Source organism: Corynebacterium ulcerans (assembly GCF_900187135.1).
GTDB classification, from domain to species: Bacteria; Actinomycetota; Actinomycetes; order Mycobacteriales; family Mycobacteriaceae; genus Corynebacterium; species Corynebacterium ulcerans.
This window is the reverse complement of the sequence record NZ_LT906443.1, coordinates 1,743,777-1,762,295: the sequence shown is the minus strand read 5'-3', so window position 1 is coordinate 1,762,295 and position 18,519 is coordinate 1,743,777. Positions and strand designations below refer to the sequence as shown.

Genomic DNA, 18,519 nt, shown 5'->3' with positions numbered 1-18,519 from the left:
CGCTCAGCGATAGGTCATTCAAAAAAATGCTAGATTGTTGCAGGTCGCACTAAAATAATTAAGGATTTCCCATGGCTGGAACTAACCCCGATATGGGGTATCAATTGGGCCAAGAGCTCGCTTCCATCGTGGCAGACAGGTACCCCAACTCCACGTGTACGCACCTGGAAACCGCCCCAGCCAAGCCAGCACGCTACGCAGAATGGCCAGAATGGGTCTATCCCCCTATCAAAGAAGCCCTTGTGAACCGGGGCATTCAACGGCTGTACTCCCATCAGCAAGAAGTCGCACACAATGCGTGGGAAAAAATAGACACCGTCATTGCAACAGGTACCTCCTCCGGTAAATCACTGGGTTATCAACTCCCCATACTTTCGTGCCTCGCATACGACTCCACTGCATGCGCGATCTATCTCACGCCCACGAAGGCACTCGGATCAGATCAGCTCAATGCAGTCACGCAGCTGGTGCGAGAAGCGCAAGCCATGGGAGGCGATACGTTACGCTCTGTCCATCCTGCGCCTTACGACGGCGACACCCCCTCCGATGCACGCTCCGGTATCCGTGAACAGTCCCGTTTCATCTTCACCAATCCCGACATGCTCCACGCCGGAATTCTTCCCAACCATCAGCGCTGGGCCCGGCTATTCCGACACCTGCGGTTTATCGTGATCGACGAATGCCACTCCTACCGAGGAGTTTTCGGCGCTGGGGTCTCCCTTGTTTTGCGTCGGTTTCTCCGGATAGCGGCCCGCTATGGAAGTACTCCCACGGTGATCTTGGCATCGGCCACAAGCAACAACCCTGCTGAGCACGCCGAATTGCTCCTAGGTCGTCCCGTACATGCGGTTACCACGGATTCAGCCCCCACTGGCGCACGCACCGTCATGTTGTGGGAACCAGGCTTTCTCGACGGCGTGGAGGGCGAGCATGGCGCTCCTGTACGGCGCGCAGCGTCATCGGAGGCAGCCAGCATCATGGCTACTCTCATCGCAGAAGGCGCACGAACCCTCACCTTTGTTCGCTCCCGACGCCAAGCCGAGCTCACCGCTTTACGTTGCGCAGAAGAACTGTCCTATCATGGCCGCCCTGATCTAGCCCGCCGAATTTCAGCTTATCGAGCCGGCTATCTGGCCGAAGACCGCCGAAAAATCGAAGAACAGCTAGATAACGGCGAACTCCTCGGCGTCGCCAGCACCAATGCCCTGGAACTCGGTATAGACGTCGGAGGACTCGACGCAGTAGTGACCGCAGGTTTCCCCGGAACTGTCGCTAGCTTTTGGCAGCAGGCAGGTCGAGCTGGCCGACGCGGCCAAGGTTCTTTAGTCACCCTCGTCGCCCGTGATGAACCCATGGACACGTATTTAGTCCACCACCCAGAAGCTCTTCTTGGTAGACCCATCGAACGCACCGTTTTCAACCCACATAACCCGCACATTCTTGCTGGACACCTCTGTTGCGCGGCATCAGAAGCTCCACTCTCCGATGCGGAGATTAATGCTCTAGGGGCCCAGCAAGTAGCTGAGCAGCTAGAGCGCGAAGGATTGCTGAGACACCGCCGCCACGGGTGGTTTGCTGTTGAGAAACCCGGCGAACCACCCGCACATGAGCTAGTGAGCCTACGAGGGTCCGGATCCGCCATCACCATTGTCGATGAAACTGACGGTCGAGTCTTGGGAACCATCGAACAGACTCGAGCGGTCTCCCAAGTCCACCCGGGCGCTGTTTATCTCCACCGGGGCGAGACTTTTGTTATTAACAGCCTCGATCTTGACCAACGCCTTGCACTAGCCCGCCCTGACGCTCCCGATTACAGCACCTACGCCCGAAGCACCACAGACATCCGCATCCTAGGCGAGGTAGACAAAGTTGCTAACCCCGCACCCGGCCTGTGGGTTTCCAACTTACATGTGGAAGTCACCGACAGGGTCACGGGTTATGTAGTGAAGGCACCAGACGGATCGGTTCTAGACATGGTGCCTCTCCAACTACCACCGCAAACGCTTGTCACGCGCGCGGTTGCGTACACAATTGATCCGCTTGTCCTGACTCAACTAGGGATCACCGATATCCCCGGCGCGCTACACGCCGCCGAGCATGCGGCGATTGGCATCCTTCCGCTGATTGCTACATGTGATCGCTGGGATATTGGTGGTGTGTCCACAGAGCTTCACCCAGACACTGGGCTACCCACAGTCTTTGTCTACGACGGACACCCTGGTGGTGCGGGGTTTGCCGATTGCGGTTACGATCGCTTCCCCGAATGGATTGCCACGACCTTTGACGCGATCCGCTCATGCTCGTGCGAGTCGGGGTGCCCATCGTGCGTTCAATCGCCTAAGTGCGGCAACGGGAACAGCCCTCTGGATAAGGGCGGCGCGCTAACGCTGCTTGGCGCCATGTGCGCGATGCTCGGTGTCACGCCTTAGCCGGAGGTCTCTGTGTTCATAGAGGTTCCGAGCTTATAAGGATCCCGGTTTATAAGGGCCCCGCTCGCGCTTTCGCCGTTTGTCTGTCCACTTTGGCTTCGGTGATGACGTCCTCGTAGGCATGCGTGCAGTCGATGAGGACTGCGCCGTTGAGTACCGCTATTCTTTGGGATTCTTCACAGGCGTTCAAGCCTTGCGCTGCGGCGGCCGCTCCTGCGATCGCAGAAAGGTCTGCCGCGTTTTGGGCGGTGTGCTGATCTAAAACAGGGTTGGCGATTACTACAAAGCAGAGCAGCACAGCAGAGAGTGCCGCCATTATTCCAGCTCCCAAAACTGTTGCATTTCCGTCTTGATTGCGTACAAGCAGTTGAAGATTTTTCATGGCTGTTCCTTGGGAAAAATCGCGGTAGCTGTTCGTGTCCCTAGTGGACTCGGAACACGCGCTGTAGCGGTAACTAGTCCACCGGATTCCGTGAAATCAATCGTTCCTCGCGTTGCTACAAACTCCACGCCTATGGCATGAGCCCGTGCGGCGGCACCAGCATTATCAATTGCGGCTAATTGCGCAGCGACGCTAACAATCCCGCCACACATCGCCGCAGCAACAATAATGAGTGCCGCCGATGCAATTGCTGTTTCTATGGTGCTCATGAGCGCTTATTAACCTGGCGTTTTGTTCAAAGCATTCGTGATTATGCCTTCCAGAGCAGTTGATACTGAGCCACTCGTAGCCACTAAATACAGCGCGCCTGCCAAAGCTGTGGCTGCCAGCGCTCCCATGGCGTACTCGATGGTGGTCATCCCATCTTCATTATCAATGAGTTTGTGACAGTTATGGATGAATGCAGTAAGCATGACTTTTGTTCCTTTTCGTTGTTATGTCGGTTATGTCGTTGTTTCGTTTTCTGTTTTGGCAATCGCGTGGGTCAATCAAGAAAAAATCCCAATCCCCAAGCTGATGACCACTGGCGCAAGCCCGAGTAAGAAGAATGCGGGAAGAAAACATACGGTCAATGGCAGTGCAATGAGCACTCCCGCACGTTCTGCCCGAGCAAGACTTAGGTCTGATGCCCGTGCGCGCAATTGCCTAGCCAGCCTCTCACACGCCTCAGCCAACGTCGCTCCTGATCTCTCCGAAGCTCGCGCAACTGTTACCAATTCTCCTAGCGCGGGGTGCCTAGCGAGGGGCTGCCATGCACGCTCAGCAGGCACTCCCATTTCGAGCATGATGGCCACATCCGACCATTCGCTCCTGGTCCGAGTTCCCCCACATGATGATTCTTCCGTCAAAGCCACAGCATATGCAGCTTGTGAAGGCGTCAAACCCGATTGCGCGCAAGCAGCAAAAAGATCCAGTTGAGAGGCACTCTTACGTAGAAAATCTCCCGATAGCTGAGTCGCAAAAAACTTGTTCGTTAGCGCGTCCCAATGCTTTTTCACCCCAGCGGACTTTCTCTGAGGTCCATCACGAGCGCGATGGATTCGGTATACAACATCAGGCCGTGTGATGCTGGCCGCTAATGCTATTAATGCCACCGCAATAACCGTCATCATCGCGCTTTCTCCATTATCGCTTGGCTCCACAGGTTCCCCGCGCAGACCAATAGTGTCCCCAGTATTAAAAGCACTGCTCCGATACGTGTGTGAAGCAAAAACTCCAAGGCATTCACACCCATTCCTCGCCCCAGAAGAATCCCTGCAAAAGGTAGTGCGGTGAGGATATATGCCGTGGCTTTAGCTCCTTGCATGGCAGCTTGGGTGCATTCTACATGGCGCAGATCTTCATCCAATGAGGCTCTGTTTTTCTCCAATAAAGGCGCCAGCGCAATCCCGTACCGTTCACTCAGGCGCCAGGCATGGGTTATTTTCTCTATGCCATGAATAGCAACAGCTCGTTGTTGCCAATATGCGGACGCTGATCCTCCAAGGCGCGAGCTTCTCGACGCCGCCATGAGCGTATCCCTCAGCGCCGATTCAGGAAGGGTCTGAGCCACGTTTTCTAAAGCCCTGGAAGCTTCGACTCCCGCCCGTAAATCCCCAGAGAGACTTCCCAATACAGTTGATATTTCCTCTTGTTGCTTGCGTTGAGATACCTCTGATCTCCTCTTATTCCAAGCGTTCACAACTGTAGCGACGATGAGCCCTCCTGAAACCACGAGGGGAATATGATGCCGAAAGGGAAAAATTATGACCGTTACAAGGGCCACGGTTGTGGCTTTCTTCTGCCATCGTCGTGTGGCTTTGCTCCCTATAACCCGCTGTTTCGGAGACGGACATGCTGAAACCCAGGCGGCAACTGCAAGCATTATGAAGGATTCCACGAGGGCGCTCCTTGCATTGTGTCGTCCCACACCGAATGCACTTCAAGCGGGTGTCCCTGAAGAACACCGATCTGCTGAAGCCGTCTCCCCTGCGGGGTTCTCTTCATAGCCAAAATTACAGGTGAAGCAGCTGCGAGTTGGGAATGCAAAGCTTGCCGATCAAGCCCACCAAGAGCTGCTAGAGCTTCAATCCGGGCTGGTACTTCTTGCAGCGAATTGGCGTGCAGGGTTCCTGCGCACCCCTCGTGCCCGGTATTGAGGGCCGCGAGCAAATCGACCACCTCTGGACCGCGTATTTCTCCGAGAACAATGCGATCTGGCCTCATCCGAAGAGCCTGACGCAACAAAGTAGTCATTGTTATCTCGCCACTACCTTCAGTGTTTTTAGCTCTAGAAACAAGCGACACCACGTGAGGATGTGCAGGTCGGAGTTCCGCAGTATCTTCAATGCACACTATGCGCTCTCCTGGGTCTACTTGAGCAAGCAGGGCACTCAGCAGTGTCGTTTTCCCGCTTCCCGTCCCACCAACGACCAAAAAGGGTTTGCGCAACGCAATCATTTCTTGTAGCCCACCAGCTACTTCTGGGCTAAAAGTCCCCGTTGCGGTGAGTTGTTTTATCGTCGTCGTTGCTTGTCTGAGTACCCGGAGGGAAAGGCAGGTACCGCTTTCCGACGGCGGACTCAATACCGCATGAACGCGGATACTTGTGGTGTCATCCCTGGTGATTCGCCCGTCGCCAAAGCAATGTGAATGATCAAGCCTGCTGCCGGATGCCACTAAGAATCTGGTAGCTAATCGCCTGACTTCATCATCTGAGGCAAAAGCCACGTCGGCGCGTTCCAATCCTTGCCCGCGATCAAACCACACTCCTGTGGTTCCATTGACCACGATATCGGTCACTCCGGGGATAACCAGAAGTCTCTCTAGCTGGCCAATCCCAACGGAGTCGTATCTCAGTTGCCTAAGCAGCGAGATCATGTCTACGTCGCTTATTACTCCGTGTGCTTCTTGCCTGACCAGACTCGCAAGCGATGCAGAATCCGCCAACTCTGGGTCTTCTGCGATTCTGCGTTGAACACGCGCTACCACGTCTTGATGGTTCATCATGCTGCCTGCGCTTCTTCCAGCACTGCCGTCGCTGCAGCCTTGAGACTGCGCGGCAAAGGCGACGAAAGACCCGTGTATTCGGTGGTTTTTGTCAGCCGGGACAGATTTCCTATTTCCGCTACAACATCGAGGTGCGCTGCTCTTTCAACATCAGTGGCATCCACCGATGACCATAAGCGGTGCCGCAGCACGCCAACGACTTTGATGTTGCGGGCACGCATCTGTTGGACCAATTTTTCTGCGGCTGCGACCGCGCGAATTTCGGCGGGAATGCACAGCACTACGCAATCGGCGGCGTCAAGAGCGGAATCGGCAATGCTCGTTCCACGTAAAAGGTCGACAACCACGCTGGTGTGCCCACGCAAGCTCCGAATAACCGCATTCAATGTTGTGTCATCAATAGTGTGCGCGTCATTGCCACGGGCCACAGTGAGGACGGAAAGCCCTTGAGCAGTCTTAGGAAACGCCGCAATGAGGTCGTCAGAACGCACGTCACCTTGGCGCAACGCCAGATCATTCCACCTCATACCCGGTGATTCCTCGATGCCTAGGAGAAGATCTACACCGCCAGAAGAAGGATCGGCATCAATCAGCACAGCGTTCTCACAACTGAGCGCTATAGCGCTGGCAAGAGTTGACGTCCCCGCCCCACCGACGGCGCCCATAACCGCTATCACAACGCCTTCCGCTGGTGGCGGATCATCGTCTCTACCAAGCGCTTTGAGTAATTCTGGCGCTTGCGCCGGCACAACGTATGCGGCCTCTGCATGGCACGCCATGGCCAGTTTCCAATCGATGGGGCCAGGTTCTGCAGCGATAAGAAACCGCCGAGTGCCAGTGGGAAGCGTTGCTGCGTGCGGAGCCGTTGTTGCGTCGACAAGCACAGCAGCAGCTCGATGAGCATGGCGAGTAATTTCCCGGGGGTCAGTGCTATCGATCATGGGTCGCCCCGTAGCTGCGACTATATGCACAGCTTCGGGGTGCACAATGGGATCCGTTACTGCTATGAGTACTGGTGCTGGCTTCATAGCTGACAGCTTTCACGCAACGCCGGCTTATGACGAGTGTGAGTAAAACACTTCTGTGGATAACACGATTCTCGTCTCGTTTTTGCTAATTTCTGTGGATAACTCCCCGACTGGGTTGTGTAATGGGGATGAAACTCACTATTGGGCACACGAGGCCACTGGTTTGTCGTTTTTGAGAACGCTAGCCACTGAAGCAGACACACAACCAGGCAAAACCCCAAGGTAAGTTTTCTAGCGTTCTCAAAAACGACATCGCACACTCCAAAAACCGCGCAGAACAGATCAATCAGCTAGATGAACTGGTCTTCCCTATCAATTGGGTTCACCCCTACCCACGCAGGAGCAATGCGAAAGAACATAGACTGGAAAATACTTTGATGGGACAGAACTGAACTATTAGCCATGGCCGGTTAACGGAATATAAATTTCTGCCCCTTCATCTTTCATTCTTCTCAGTTCCACAAAATGTTTGGGATCGTAATCTCTGTCCCCTCCGAGCCATTTAATCTTATCGTCGGAGCCATAATCTAAATCGGGGGCAATTGTATTACCAGCAAGTTGATCCACCCATCCTTTGACGGCAGTATCTTCTTCCGAAGAGACACCCTCACTGCTCGGTATTGGGGGCATTTCCATGCCAACGTACGCAATTCCTTGTGCGGACATCACTGAAAATACGCAATAGACGTGCTCGGAGGTTCTCCAAGTAGCTCGCACTTCAACGTCCTCGGGAGGCATAGCAACATCGCCTGCAAAATACCTTTTTAGTAGAGAATTCATATAAAACCCAAAGGACGATAGGTTCCAGTTAGCTGTCATGTTTCACGATCCGTATTTCAATACACAGAAAACTTCGCTTTAGCTCATATCACTTCATTTATTTTATATCCACTACCACAAGTGCTAGAGCGACCCAATAGGTAGGGGTGGGCATTGCGTCCGTTGGTACAGCAAACGGTAGAAGAACCTGACAGAAATAGAAGCAAACCGATAACCAGCAAGTCCCACTTCCAACTCAAAGGCAAACCGCAGTGAAGCTGTTCACTATGCAGTCTCGGTACTGAGGGACAAGAGTTAACCGAAGACTAGACCCGCCACCACTTAACCAGCAACGGCCGCTTAAACATACAAAAGGGCGGCTCGCGCTAGGGGGGGTAAGCACGAGCCGCCACCCGGCCACAGGGGGGGGGCGGGCCGGGGCAGGCCACACTGTATATCGGGGCCTTGCACTCGCCATTATTACACAAACCACAACAACAGGCAATACCCCGCGAGACATCGAGCACATTTTTTCTTTTCAATACACCTTCAGTACACCTCTAGTCCGCCGCTAACGCGTCGTCGCCGCACCACACGCCTGACATTTTTGCTCGTAACGGCGTAAAAACAGCTACAATCGCTAGGCACTATGGCACATTCATCCGAGCACCCCCGCCCCGGAGCATCACACGATGATTCCGCCCCTGCTTCCGGCATGATATTTCCCGCCGACTCTTCCAAAATTGTCGCTTTTTTTGACTTGGATAAGACGATCATCGCGACATCCTCCGTCTATGTGTATGGCCGAGAGTTTCTCCATTCCGGTTTGATCTCCCCTGCCACCGCTTTGCAGATTTCCATAGCTAAAGCCACCTATATGATCGCTGGCCACAGTAGCGAGCAAATGGATACCACTCGGGACCAATTGGCTCAGATGATTGTTGGGTGGAGCGAGGAACAGGTAAAAACCATCGCCACGGAGACGATGCACTCACTGGTCACGCCCACCATTTATGAAGAAGCCCGTGAGCTCATCCGCATGCATCAGGAGGCAGGCCACGATGTGGTCATCATCTCAGCGTCAGCTCGTATTTTGGTGGAGCCGATCGCTCAGGAGCTGGGAGTGGAAACGGTTGTTGCCACAGAGTTGGTGGTAAAAGACGGCAAATTTACTGGTGAGATGCCCTTTTATTGCAAGGGGGAAATGAAGGCTCAGGCGATTGCAGAGCTCACTCAACAGCGGGGATACGCACTGGAGTCCAGCTTTGCGTATTCAGATTCGGTCACGGATCTTCCTATGCTCGAAGCCGTCGGCCACCCGATTGTGGTGAACCCGGATCGAGCGCTGCGTCGAATAGCTACGGAAAAGGGCTGGGAAATCCGCACGTTTAAAAACCCTGTTCCCCTTTTTCCCAAGCCTACGATGCGGGAAGTCCAAATCGGCACGGGTGTCGCTGCAGGAGTCGCCGCGATGCTGGGAGGCGTGGTGTGGTGGAATAAGCGGACGGATAAGCGCACTTAAGCGCACTTAGCTTGCCGACGCCCCACTCCTTCCCACAGCCCCATCACCGAGCCGCAGCTGCGATGGATTCCGCCTCCTCCGCACCAGCTATCATCGCTTTGAGATACAGCTCTATGAATGTCACCGCCTGCTCCTGACCTGCCGTGAAGTGCGCTGCGCTCGCTTGATACTCGGATCGGTGCCTGCGCAGATAGGTTTCTGGCACACATAATCCACGCGGATCACTGCCAAAGGTGACCGCTGCACTACGAGCAGCAACGCGCGCCACGAGCGCACTTCTAGGGCCAAAAGCTCCGCGCCCGATGATCTCCCCATGCACAACAGCCGGTATCAGAGCCGGATTGGGGCCCGATGTGATCACGCGAGCTAGGACTTCAAGTTCCGCAGATGCAGAGGTAGGCCTGCCGGGTCCTCCCGCCAGAGCGTCTATGCGCGCAAGGACTTGAAGTGGCGCACGGAGAAAGGTCCTCGATGTTTGTTCGATCACAGCTGGCGCAAGCATGCTGTACCCACTGATGTGGTACTTTTCCCCCAGTTCGGGATCAAGAGCGGCGCTGGTTCGTGCGCCTCGTAGCAGCGATTCTGAGGAGGTAACTTCATACTTGCGCAGGTTGACTGGCCTGCGATGAACTGCGGCGATGCCATCTGTAGCACGTTGAACGAGTGCTTTAATTTCACCGAATGCGAGTAGATGGTCCAAGGTTGCCATGAGTTTTAATACTACAAATACACAACAATCTATCCAGTAAATTCACCTTCACGCGCGTTTCGTGGCACGATTGAAGATAACTGTTTTAAATGAATTCGATCTGAAGGGATCAACCTGTGAGCAAGGACAACGGCTTTTTCACTGATGGCGCGGATCAATTCGACGCAAAGGTTAATGGAATCCCCCTGACTGATGTCGATGCCACCAACAAAGGCTCCATCGGTTCCCTCGTAAGTGACGCTACCGCGCAGATGTCCTCGTTGTTCCGCGCAGAGGTCGAGCTGGCTAAGACCGAGCTTGCTGCAGAAGCCAAAAAAGGCGTAATCGGCGGCGGCCTGTTTGGCGTCGCTGGCACTATCGCCCTCTACAGCTCCTTCTTCTTTTTCTTCTTCCTTGCAGAACTGCTCAGCGTCTGGCTGGATCGTTGGGCTGCATTCCTCATCGTCTTCCTCATCATGATCGTCCTCGCGGCCCTTCTTGCCTTTGTGGGCTTTAAGAAGGTCAAGAAGATCGGCAAGCCCAAGCAGACTATTCAGTCCGTCACAGAGCTTAAGAATCTCGTTCCGGGAAAGGCACAAGCCAACCTGGAGACTAAGCAGCGCGGAATGTATAGCTAACGTTTACAACGAAAACACTAGTGCGCCCCTCACACGCCGTTGTGCGGGGCGTTTTGCGTCCTATGAGCCTCCACAAGAAAGCTTAAAAGATTGAAGAAACATCGGCAGCCGCTGTCGCCTTCTGTAGTTGCGTTGGAAGGGCCTTTCCATCACCAGATGCTCCATACTCGTGGGCTGCGCCTTCACGCTGCTACAGCGGGCGACCCGCAGAATCCCGCCATTGTGCTTCTGCACGACTCTTTTGGGGGCTGGTTCGATTTCCGCCACGTCATCGAGCCTTTAGCAGAGGCTGGTTTTCACGTCGCAGCGCTGGACATGCGCGGATACGGGCTCTCGGACAAGCCCCCAAGCGGCTACGAACACCGCTTTGCCGCGGGCGACATCGCAGGTTCCATCCGGACGCTCGGGCATAATTCTGCCCACGTCATCGGGGTGGGCTCTGGAGCTTCTATCGCATGGTTGCTAGCCGCTAATTATCCCGATCACGTGGATTCTTTACTAGCCATTGGAGCGCTGCATCCCGCCGATATGCGCCGAGCAATTGGTCTTCGCCCTTGGCTGTTTTCCCACATTCTTCCGCTGACCATGATGTTCCGGCTCCCCCATCTGCTGCGTTCCTGGTGTTGGTCCCGGCGCGACCGTCTCATTGAACGCGATCTGCGGCTCACCACCGGCCTTGGTTTTCACGTCAGCGAGCGTTTCGAGCAGGAGCTTCGTTTGCGTCGTAGAGCGATGTCCATCGATTCCACATTCCTCCCGGTAACAAAGACCTCTCGTTACAGCGTTAACGTTCCTCCTATGAAGTGGACGCTGCCTAAGGTCCAGGTGCCTGTGCATATGCTTGTCGACGCCTCCGCCACGTCCGCATGGCTCGCCCGCCGCGCGCACTCACGGTCGGCAGCGGGACTTAGTACCTCCACTGTGGGGGGAACAGGCCAGCGCCCGCACCTGGAAAACCCTAAAGGTTTTGTTTCCGAGGTGCTGCGTTTTATCCGGTCTGTCTAACTAGCTACGCACTTCTGAGTGTCTGCGGGGTTTTCCATAGCGGCGATGTCGCCCACGATGTTTTGTACTTCTTGAGCGGTAAGCACGTAGCCGATGTCGCTGCTGTCTACAGATGCCCCGAAGACCACTCCCAGCACGTTTCCTTCAGTATCCACCATGGGCCCACCGGAATTTCCTTTTCGGATGCTACCGCGCACGGTATAGGCCTCACGCTCAACCCTGCCGTTGGAATAGATATCTGCGCCAGAGATTGTAATGCGGTCGCTCACACGTGCTGGGGCTGCTTCAAAGGGGCCCGACTCTGGGAATCCCATGACTATGGCATCCGCACCAGATTCAGCCGGCTCTTGAGCCCAGGAAAGAGCAGGAAGACTGATTTTGTCAGACTTCAGTACTGCTATGTCCAGCTGCGGGTTGTAGTACACGACTTCAGCGGCAAAGACACCCTCGACGGTATCCAAGCTGACTTTATCGGTGCCAGCTACCACGTGTGCATTAGTGATCACGTGAGATTCGTCTATAACAAAACCAGAGCCCATCAGACGTCGGCTGCATTTTTCAGATTCTCCCAGAACATGAATCACAGAGGGACGTAGACGCTCCACAAGAGCTGTGTCAGCAACTTTAATCGCGGGCGCTTCTACTTGCTTTGATTGTGTTCCCTCCACAAAGGGAGAAATCAGAGGCGGCAGCCCGGACTCGTTGAGCATCGCGGAGATCCGGGAAGGCAACGTCGACAAGGCAGCTGGAATGTTGCGATCAACAAAGCCCAAGATGGTGGAGTTCTTAATGCCCTGCGATACTGAACCGCTCAAGCTTGTGGCCAGCGGGATGGCAACCAACCACGCAACGATCAATGTAGCGAGCGCCTGGAATAAGGCTCCCACCATCGAATCGATCGCCAGAGTCTTGCGCCACTGAGCTCGATCCCGCAGCGACGAGCCAATCAGCCCTCCAACGAGATTGCCTATTCCTACAAGAAGAATCACCGTGCCCAAAGCAAGCAGGAAGCGCAATGCCGTGGATTCCGTCTGTTCCATGACTACCGGGGCCAGGGCAGCTCCGCATATCAGGCCTGCTATCACGCCCAAGGTTGAGAGCACCGAGGCGAATGCTCCCTGTCGCCATCCAGAAAAGATAGCCAAGATGAGCGCCAGCCCGATGATTATGTCCACGACTGTTCCTGGAGTCACGTCTGTGGGATACCTTCCTATGAGCGTGTGTACTAAAGCGCACTAGGCGCGATATCTGAGAGCCTGACCGCAGTCGGTGTTTTACCTGCGCGGATACAACTGGCCAAGCCGCTCGTTGTTTCGCGATTCAGACAGTGTCTTGTGCAAATCGTAGTGGGTGGTTTTATCCCATGGATGCTCCCATCCCGCATGTGCGATAAGAGCATCAAGCAGTCCTCCGGTAAAACCCCAGATCACATAATCATTGACCCGGAATGCCGGCCCAGACCAGTCTTTGTGTTGCACCATAAACCGGTTAGCGGGATCCGTGAGAGACAACACGGGGATGTTAGCCACTGAGTCAGCTTCTTGTGGACTGACCACGCCAATGGGGCCGATGCTATGCCAGTGGGCCAACACAGGAAGCACTGGATAACCTGTTGCGCGAATATGTACTTCAGGAAGCTGCGCGAGAGGTGTCACGGTCCGACGGTCTAAGCCAGTCTCTTCCCATGCTTCTCTGAGAGCACAATCCACCGCATTCGCATCAGTCTTATCCAGGCGACCACCCGGAAAAGCTATCTGCCCAGAGTGGGCTCTCATGCTTGGCGAACGGTGCGTGAGTAGCACGGAGGCGTCGTTAGGCATCTCCGCCGAGGTTTCCGCTCCGGCGAGAAGAACCAGCACCGCGGCGCGTTTAGTTGAGTCTGGGGAAGACTCCGGACGCAGTGCCCGCCGGATTCTGCCGTCGATGGCGCCACCAGTCACATCCCCGACTAGGCGCCTCATCCATACGGGAGCGCGTTCAGGACGCAGCGTGATATTTTCCCCAGGAATATCTGGACGTGGGAAATCACCAAGTCTCCCCTCGTTGATGTCCATCAGGAAACCTCCGTAGGGGTAGCAGTTGCAGGAAGATTTCTTAGCACTGCAGACTCAAGATCTTCATAGTGTTCAAAGGGCTTCGGGATCGTCGAGATGAGCTTTCCATTCTGATCAAAAACAAGGGTGATGGGCACTACCTTAGGCAACCCAAGTGAAGCTGCGAAACTATTGTTATTGTCTTGTAACGATGGCATCTGAATACCAAGATCGTTGAGCAGCGCAGCCCCGTTAGCAGCATGAGTGTCTGCGTGAACTCCTACCACGGAAAACTCTGGATGTTTAGCCGCGAGTTCGTCAAAAAGCGGTAGCTCCTTGCGGCACGGCTCACACCACCAAGCCCATAGCGATACCACCGTCACAGCAGGCATAGGATGAGCTCGGTGTTGAGCGCCCAAGCACGGAAGCGCGACCCCACCCACGTCCGCAACAGGACACTCCGGGCGATTCTGAACGTTCTGGGCCACAGTGTCACTACCCTCAGCCCCGGCGCTTTCCTTCTGGTCACCCGAGCCGCCACGCAGGAGATGCGGAACGACCGCGATAAGAAGCACAAGCATCACGACAAAAACGCCAAAGGAAGCAGCGATTGTCTTTTTCATACTTAAGCTCCTGCCAACTCCAATAATGCTTCACGATTATCCCCTACCACCAACGCAGATGCCAGCTCGGGATCTATAGGCCCCTCAGCGCCAAAGCTCGGGCATTCCGCAGCCAGAAAACAAGCCCCACAGGCAGCTTTACGCGAATGGCATACACGACGACCATGGAAGATGATGCGGTGGGAAAACATCGTCCATTCTTTCTTCTCTATGAGTTCTGCGAGTTCGGCCTCCACTTTCAAAGGGTCAGTGTGTGAACTCAAGCCCATGCGGCGCACCAGCCGGCCAAAATGCGTATCCACGGTCAGGCCTGGGATATCAAAGGCATTTCCGCGAACTACGTTGGCAGTTTTCCTTCCCACGCCAGGCAGGCTGATCAGGTCCTCTATGCTCTGCGGGATTTCGCCGTCAAAGTCAGCCACCAGCTTCTGCCCCAACCCGATGAGGTGCGAGGCCTTTGCTTTATAAAATCCGGTAGGCCGGATGATTTCTTGCAGCTCAGATTCATTCGCATTGGCATAATCCCATGCAGTTGGATACATGGAGAAAAGACGAGGAGTCACCTGATTAACACGAACATCAGTGCATTGCGCGCTCAGTACTGTGGCCACTGTGAGTTCTAACGGATTTTTAAAATCCAACTCACAATGGGCCTCTGGGTATCCCACGCTCAGAAGCCTGTTAATCCTCCGCGCCCGACGTTTCTTCCCTAGGGGAGTCTCTTGCCCACGCGCAGCCTTATGCGCCCCCACTTTGACCCGGGCAACCGGCGGAGAGGTTGGCAACTCTAATGGATACTGACTCGACATGGCACCTACCTTATTCCAGGCCCATGACATTGGTCCGAAACTGCGCTGCACGCCGCCTGATGCAAGGCTACAGTGGCAGCATGAGCTTCCTGTTGGTATTTTTTGTCCCCTTTGCTCTCGCACTGTTCCTTTTATGGATGGATCGCCTAGAGATCAAGGTCCTCCATCCCCATGGATCCCCCGAGGAAAACAACGCCGCAGCCGAGATCACTGATCTCCCACTCACCAGCGCAGACGCAGAGACGCCAGACCCCACGGGCGATGCTAAGAATTTTTTATCTAGCGAAGAAAAATAACCCCACCTTTTTGGCACCCCCGCTGCGGACCCCGAACCCCACGGCAAAGTAATTTACTCGTGATAATTCAAAAATTTCACCCCCATTCAGCACCCAAACCCCTCACTTTGTGACCAATCTATTTTGAGGGTGCAAAAGTGACGCAGTACATAGTATGGTGATCTAGGAAACATTAACTAAACCGGTCGAAGCAATGCGAAAGTGCTCTCCACAATCGTGCCACGATCCGGTTATAACGCCGCACTAGCTATAGCCCAGGCTTGGAGAGATTCCTAGCGCGGCCTACTAGAGGAGTATTGACGTGGATGGTGTGCAGGATATTCTCTCCCGCGCCGGAATTTTTCAGGGTGTAGATCCAGTTGCGGTCGGCAATCTGATTCAGGAGCTTGAAAGCGTCCGATTCCCGCGCGGGGCAACAATCTTTGAAGAGGGTGAGCCTGGCGACCGTTTGTACATCATCACTTCCGGAAAAGTGAAGCTGGCCCGCCACTCACTCGACGGTCGCGAAAACCTCTTGACAGTCATGGGTCCTTCCGACATGTTCGGCGAACTGTCCATCTTCGACCCAGGCCCACGTACGTCTTCCGCCGTCTGCGTCACCGAAGTTCATGCTGCCACCATGAATTCGGAGATGCTGCGCCAGTGGATCAGCGATCACCCAGAGATCTCCGAGCAACTGCTTCGTGTCCTGGCTCGCCGCTTGCGCCGTACGAATGCATCCCTCGCAGATTTGATCTTCACCGACGTCCCCGGCCGTGTTGCTAAGACGCTTCTGCAGCTGGCAAACCGCTTTGGCACCCAAGAGGGCGGTGCCCTCCGCGTGAATCACGACCTCACCCAGGAAGAGATCGCTCAGCTCGTGGGCGCAAGCCGTGAGACTGTGAACAAGGCTCTAGCCACATTCGCTCACCGCGGTTGGATCCGCCTCGAAGGCAAGTCGGTTCTGATCGTAGACACCGAGCACCTGGCAAAGCGCGCACGCTAACGCTTTCCAGCGCTCACATGTAGGGAGTTGAGTCTTCACTCCCTACAAAAGGCCTGGTGGCCCGGCTCCCACATGGGAACAGCCGAGCCACCAGGCCTTTTGTAGATGCAGTTATTCTTGTTCCGCCAGATAGCGCAGTGCCACGCGGGTTGATTGTTCTGCGGCACCTCGCAGAACTGGGTCTACGTCATCATAGACGGCGTCGATAAGCTGTTTGATAGATGCATCTTCGCCGAGCTCGGCGCGCGCTGCGCGGATTTGATCTAAGCGCTGACGACGACGCTGGGTGTACCAATGAGCAAAGCTTGCAACGTCATGACCTTCCGGCCCGTGCCCCGGCATAAGGCACACGTCTTTGCCACGCTCCTCCAGGAGTGCGAGAGTATTGAGATAATCCCCTAGATCACCATCGGTCTCGGAAATCATCGTGGTATGGCGTCCCGCAATGGTATCGCCAGTGATAATCCCCTCTAGCTCCGATGCGTGCGGTTCCCCGCTCCATACAAAGAAACATACAGAGTCGGCGGTGTGTCCCGGCGTAAAAACAACCTCTACTTGGGGGGTAACGCCGTCCACGGTGATTAACTCGCCGTCGATAAGCGGCGTTCCGCCTTTGCAATAAGCCGGGTCCTGCGCCCGAACAGGAGCGCCCTCTGTGAGCTGATAGAAGCGCGGCGCTCCGTCAGCATGATCGTGATGCCTATGCGTGAGCAGTATCAGACCAACCTCATTGGCCTTGCTATTGAGCACATTAAGGTGACCCTCGTCCTCAGGACCAGGGTCAATAACTATGCTGCGCGAGTCCCCCTCCGCACGCACGACCCACGAATTAGTTCCTTCGAGAGCGGCGTACCCCGGATTGGGACAAAGTACCACCGAAACGGACGGACTAACCGGCCGTAGCTGACTGTAAGCAGGATGCTCCATGCTCATCAGCTTAGCGATTATTGCCATGCCAAACTACTTAAACGGAACCCCATCGTTAGTTTTGCGGGGTCCGTTTGCATAGAAGACTGCCAACTCTTTCCTACTCAGCAACCTCAACAACAACTTCGATCTCCACTGGAGAATTCAGCGGCAGTTCCGCCACTCCTACGGCGCTACGCACATGCGCCCCGGCCTCGCCAAAGACTTCCCCCATGAGTTGCGAAGCACCGTTGACCACGCCAGGCTGCCCGCCGAAATCCTGAGCAGAGGCAACAAAGCCCACGATTTTCAGAACTCGGGTCACATTATCAATGCCCACCACAGCATCGATGGCGGCCAGAGCATTCAACGCGGCCACGCGAGCATAGGATTCAGCCTGTTCCGCGGATACATCCGCCCCGACCTTGCCCACTGCCGGCAGTGCGCCGTCGATAAAAGGTAGCTGACCAGAGGTCCACACCTGGTTTCCTACCTTGGTGGCCGGAATGTAGACAGCCACGGGCGCTGCAACATCCGGCAGCTCTATTCCCAGGTTTTTAAGGTTTTCGCTTGCCGTCATCACTCAACCTCACGCTTCATGTAAGCGACAACATTCTCCGGGTTTGGCCCCGGCACAACGCTGACGAGCTCCCAGCCGTCCTCGCCCCAAGTATCCAGAATCTGCTTAGTCGCGTGAGTGAGCAAAGGTACAGTGACATATTCCCATTTAGTCATGCCTATAACTGTACCTGCCACAACCTCGCTTTAAAGGCTTAAGGGATGCAGGAGCGTTACGACGCCCACCATGCAGCAATCCCGCACGCCCAGTACGCGCGTGCCAGCCTGCCCGTCGCGCTCGTGGGCGCAGCGCACAGGTTTCCACCTTAGCGGTGGCACTAGGGCCTCCTCGCTATATTCCAGTTATATTCCGGCGAGCTCGCCGCCACGTGCAAAGAAATCTCGCCAGCTCTCAATGTCGGGATTGTTGCGCAGAATGGAACGTCGTTGCCGCTCTGTAAGGCCTCCCCACACTCCAAACTCCACACGATTATCAAGAGCATCAGCACGACAGCGCATCATCACGGGGCACTCACTACAAATCGCTGCCGCCCGTCGCTGCGCCGCGCCACGGACAAAAAGGGCATCCGGGTCTTCATTACGACAGTGGGCATACATTACCCAGTCTCCACGCTCCAATGCCCGAAGTGACCCCAGCGCATCTTCCTCTAGGGGGCTGATCTTACGTACGTTCATCAACGAAGTTGTCATGATGAACTCCTCCTGACATAAATCTTGGAACGAACTAGAGACTCAAAAAAGCCAAGTCTCTGCACCCTTTTACAGGCGCCCAACGTGAACTCATGTAAG

23 protein-coding genes are annotated in these 18,519 nt (G+C 55.0%); 6 read left to right on the top strand and 17 right to left on the bottom strand.

Going from position 1 to position 18,519, the window contains the following annotated elements; translation table 11 throughout:
• Positions 1-71: 71 nt before the first annotated feature.
• Positions 72-2,429: a Zn-binding domain-containing protein gene (locus tag CKV68_RS07930; protein WP_095075977.1), complete on the top strand. Its 2,358-nt coding sequence runs from the start codon at positions 72-74 to the stop codon at positions 2,427-2,429.
• Positions 2,430-2,478: 49 nt separating this feature from the next.
• Here the strand turns inward: CKV68_RS07930 and CKV68_RS07925 are convergent, their stop codons facing one another.
• The 8 genes from CKV68_RS07925 to CKV68_RS07890 all read right to left on the bottom strand — a co-directional run bounded on the left by CKV68_RS07925 (position 2,479) and on the right by CKV68_RS07890 (position 7,706).
• Complete coding sequence (locus CKV68_RS07925; protein WP_014835853.1) at positions 2,479-2,811, bottom strand: Rv3654c family TadE-like protein; 333 nt, start codon at positions 2,809-2,811, stop codon at positions 2,479-2,481.
• The gene (locus CKV68_RS07920; RefSeq protein WP_013910670.1) at positions 2,808-3,080 is read right to left on the bottom strand and encodes a hypothetical protein; all 273 of its coding nucleotides are present in this window, start codon (positions 3,078-3,080) and stop codon (positions 2,808-2,810) included. The genes CKV68_RS07925 and CKV68_RS07920 overlap by 4 nt, the downstream gene beginning before the upstream one ends.
• 9 nt (positions 3,081-3,089) lie before the next feature.
• Positions 3,090-3,284 (bottom strand): DUF4244 domain-containing protein, encoded by a 195-nt coding sequence (locus tag CKV68_RS07915; RefSeq protein ID WP_013910669.1) that lies wholly within the window; start codon positions 3,282-3,284, stop codon positions 3,090-3,092.
• Between the two features lie 75 nt (positions 3,285-3,359).
• A complete protein-coding gene (locus tag CKV68_RS07910; protein ID WP_095075976.1) occupies positions 3,360-3,983 on the bottom strand; it encodes a type II secretion system F family protein in 624 nt (207 codons plus the stop codon).
• A complete protein-coding gene (locus CKV68_RS07905) occupies positions 3,980-4,735 on the bottom strand; it encodes a type II secretion system F family protein (RefSeq protein WP_095076263.1) in 756 nt (251 codons plus the stop codon). The genes CKV68_RS07910 and CKV68_RS07905 overlap by 4 nt, the downstream gene beginning before the upstream one ends.
• Positions 4,735-5,859 carry a TadA family conjugal transfer-associated ATPase gene (locus CKV68_RS07900; protein WP_095075975.1) on the bottom strand — a complete coding sequence of 375 codons (1,125 nt, stop codon included), beginning with the start codon at positions 5,857-5,859 and terminating at the stop codon, positions 4,735-4,737. Before CKV68_RS07900 ends, CKV68_RS07905 begins: the two co-directional genes overlap by 1 nt.
• Positions 5,856-6,887, bottom strand: coding sequence for a septum site-determining protein Ssd (gene ssd, locus CKV68_RS07895; protein ID WP_095075974.1), 1,032 nt, complete (start codon positions 6,885-6,887; stop codon positions 5,856-5,858). Before ssd ends, CKV68_RS07900 begins: the two co-directional genes overlap by 4 nt.
• A 396-nt stretch (positions 6,888-7,283) precedes the next feature.
• A complete protein-coding gene (locus CKV68_RS07890; RefSeq protein ID WP_095075973.1) occupies positions 7,284-7,706 on the bottom strand; it encodes a hypothetical protein in 423 nt (140 codons plus the stop codon).
• 589 nt (positions 7,707-8,295) lie between these two features.
• Between CKV68_RS07890 and CKV68_RS07885 the strand changes: the two genes are divergently transcribed.
• The gene (locus CKV68_RS07885; RefSeq protein WP_095075972.1) at positions 8,296-9,168 is read left to right on the top strand and encodes an HAD family hydrolase; all 873 of its coding nucleotides are present in this window, start codon (positions 8,296-8,298) and stop codon (positions 9,166-9,168) included.
• Between the two features lie 43 nt (positions 9,169-9,211).
• Here CKV68_RS07885 and CKV68_RS07880 read toward each other — a convergent pair whose 3' ends face one another.
• Positions 9,212-9,877, bottom strand: a complete 666-nt coding sequence (locus CKV68_RS07880; protein ID WP_095075971.1) for a hypothetical protein — start codon at positions 9,875-9,877, stop codon at positions 9,212-9,214.
• Positions 9,878-9,993: 116 nt separating this feature from the next.
• Between CKV68_RS07880 and CKV68_RS07875 the strand changes: the two genes are divergently transcribed.
• On the top strand, positions 9,994-10,494 hold the full coding sequence (locus tag CKV68_RS07875) for a phage holin family protein (protein WP_013910662.1): 501 nt from the start codon (positions 9,994-9,996) through the stop codon (positions 10,492-10,494).
• Between the two features lie 90 nt (positions 10,495-10,584).
• The gene (locus CKV68_RS07870; RefSeq protein WP_013910661.1) at positions 10,585-11,499 is read left to right on the top strand and encodes an alpha/beta fold hydrolase; all 915 of its coding nucleotides are present in this window, start codon (positions 10,585-10,587) and stop codon (positions 11,497-11,499) included.
• Here CKV68_RS07870 and CKV68_RS07865 read toward each other — a convergent pair.
• The 4 genes from CKV68_RS07865 to nth form a co-directional block, all read right to left on the bottom strand.
• Positions 11,496-12,692 carry a MarP family serine protease gene (locus tag CKV68_RS07865; protein WP_095075970.1) on the bottom strand — a complete coding sequence of 399 codons (1,197 nt, stop codon included), beginning with the start codon at positions 12,690-12,692 and terminating at the stop codon, positions 11,496-11,498. The genes CKV68_RS07870 and CKV68_RS07865 overlap by 4 nt on opposite strands.
• A gap of 81 nt (positions 12,693-12,773) precedes the next feature.
• On the bottom strand, positions 12,774-13,553 hold the full coding sequence (locus CKV68_RS07860; RefSeq protein WP_013910659.1) for an NUDIX hydrolase: 780 nt from the start codon (positions 13,551-13,553) through the stop codon (positions 12,774-12,776).
• Positions 13,553-14,155, bottom strand: coding sequence for a TlpA family protein disulfide reductase (locus CKV68_RS07855; RefSeq protein WP_013910658.1), 603 nt, complete (start codon positions 14,153-14,155; stop codon positions 13,553-13,555). The genes CKV68_RS07860 and CKV68_RS07855 overlap by 1 nt, the downstream gene beginning before the upstream one ends.
• A gap of 2 nt (positions 14,156-14,157) precedes the next feature.
• Positions 14,158-14,964: an endonuclease III gene (nth, locus tag CKV68_RS07850; protein WP_095075969.1), complete on the bottom strand. Its 807-nt coding sequence runs from the start codon at positions 14,962-14,964 to the stop codon at positions 14,158-14,160.
• 80 nt (positions 14,965-15,044) lie between these two features.
• Between nth and CKV68_RS07845 the strand changes: the two genes are divergently transcribed.
• On the top strand, positions 15,045-15,260 hold the full coding sequence (locus CKV68_RS07845; RefSeq protein ID WP_014835842.1) for a hypothetical protein: 216 nt from the start codon (positions 15,045-15,047) through the stop codon (positions 15,258-15,260).
• A 301-nt stretch (positions 15,261-15,561) separates the two neighbouring features.
• Entirely contained in the window at positions 15,562-16,245 is a 684-nt protein-coding gene (glxR, locus tag CKV68_RS07840; RefSeq protein WP_013241065.1) for a CRP-like cAMP-activated global transcriptional regulator GlxR, read from the top strand.
• Positions 16,246-16,356: 111 nt separating this feature from the next.
• On the opposite strand, the gene CKV68_RS07835 is transcribed toward glxR, so the two are convergent.
• The 4 genes from CKV68_RS07835 to CKV68_RS07820 form a co-directional block, all read right to left on the bottom strand.
• Entirely contained in the window at positions 16,357-17,199 is an 843-nt protein-coding gene (locus tag CKV68_RS07835; protein WP_095075968.1) for an MBL fold metallo-hydrolase, read from the bottom strand.
• Between the two features lie 73 nt (positions 17,200-17,272).
• Positions 17,273-17,731 carry a RidA family protein gene (locus CKV68_RS07830; protein WP_013910654.1) on the bottom strand — a complete coding sequence of 153 codons (459 nt, stop codon included), beginning with the start codon at positions 17,729-17,731 and terminating at the stop codon, positions 17,273-17,275.
• On the bottom strand, positions 17,731-17,886 hold the full coding sequence (locus tag CKV68_RS07825) for a DUF4177 domain-containing protein (RefSeq protein ID WP_095075967.1): 156 nt from the start codon (positions 17,884-17,886) through the stop codon (positions 17,731-17,733). Before CKV68_RS07825 ends, CKV68_RS07830 begins: the two co-directional genes overlap by 1 nt.
• 186 nt (positions 17,887-18,072) lie before the next feature.
• Positions 18,073-18,420, bottom strand: coding sequence for a WhiB family transcriptional regulator (locus CKV68_RS07820; protein ID WP_013910652.1), 348 nt, complete (start codon positions 18,418-18,420; stop codon positions 18,073-18,075).
• Between the last annotated feature and the right edge of the window lie 99 nt (positions 18,421-18,519).

Coding starts and splice junctions, on each gene's coding strand:
- CKV68_RS07930 (WP_095075977.1), top strand. CDS start 72: ATGGCTGGAACTAACCCCGATATGGGGTATCAATTGGGCCAAGAGCTC.
- CKV68_RS07925 (WP_014835853.1), bottom strand. CDS start 2,811: ATGAAAAATCTTCAACTGCTTGTACGCAATCAAGACGGAAATGCAACA.
- CKV68_RS07920 (WP_013910670.1), bottom strand. CDS start 3,080: ATGAGCACCATAGAAACAGCAATTGCATCGGCGGCACTCATTATTGTT.
- CKV68_RS07915 (WP_013910669.1), bottom strand. CDS start 3,284: ATGCTTACTGCATTCATCCATAACTGTCACAAACTCATTGATAATGAA.
- CKV68_RS07910 (WP_095075976.1), bottom strand. CDS start 3,983: ATGATGACGGTTATTGCGGTGGCATTAATAGCATTAGCGGCCAGCATC.
- CKV68_RS07905 (WP_095076263.1), bottom strand. CDS start 4,735: ATGCTTGCAGTTGCCGCCTGGGTTTCAGCATGTCCGTCTCCGAAACAG.
- CKV68_RS07900 (WP_095075975.1), bottom strand. CDS start 5,859: ATGATGAACCATCAAGACGTGGTAGCGCGTGTTCAACGCAGAATCGCA.
- ssd (WP_095075974.1), bottom strand. CDS start 6,887: ATGAAGCCAGCACCAGTACTCATAGCAGTAACGGATCCCATTGTGCAC.
- CKV68_RS07890 (WP_095075973.1), bottom strand. CDS start 7,706: ATGACAGCTAACTGGAACCTATCGTCCTTTGGGTTTTATATGAATTCT.
- CKV68_RS07885 (WP_095075972.1), top strand. CDS start 8,296: ATGGCACATTCATCCGAGCACCCCCGCCCCGGAGCATCACACGATGAT.
- CKV68_RS07880 (WP_095075971.1), bottom strand. CDS start 9,877: ATGGCAACCTTGGACCATCTACTCGCATTCGGTGAAATTAAAGCACTC.
- CKV68_RS07860 (WP_013910659.1), bottom strand. CDS start 13,553: ATGGACATCAACGAGGGGAGACTTGGTGATTTCCCACGTCCAGATATT.
- CKV68_RS07855 (WP_013910658.1), bottom strand. CDS start 14,155: ATGAAAAAGACAATCGCTGCTTCCTTTGGCGTTTTTGTCGTGATGCTT.
- nth (WP_095075969.1), bottom strand. CDS start 14,964: ATGTCGAGTCAGTATCCATTAGAGTTGCCAACCTCTCCGCCGGTTGCC.
- CKV68_RS07845 (WP_014835842.1), top strand. CDS start 15,045: ATGAGCTTCCTGTTGGTATTTTTTGTCCCCTTTGCTCTCGCACTGTTC.
- CKV68_RS07835 (WP_095075968.1), bottom strand. CDS start 17,199: ATGGCAATAATCGCTAAGCTGATGAGCATGGAGCATCCTGCTTACAGT.
- CKV68_RS07830 (WP_013910654.1), bottom strand. CDS start 17,731: ATGACGGCAAGCGAAAACCTTAAAAACCTGGGAATAGAGCTGCCGGAT.
- CKV68_RS07825 (WP_095075967.1), bottom strand. CDS start 17,886: ATGACTAAATGGGAATATGTCACTGTACCTTTGCTCACTCACGCGACT.
- CKV68_RS07820 (WP_013910652.1), bottom strand. CDS start 18,420: ATGACAACTTCGTTGATGAACGTACGTAAGATCAGCCCCCTAGAGGAA.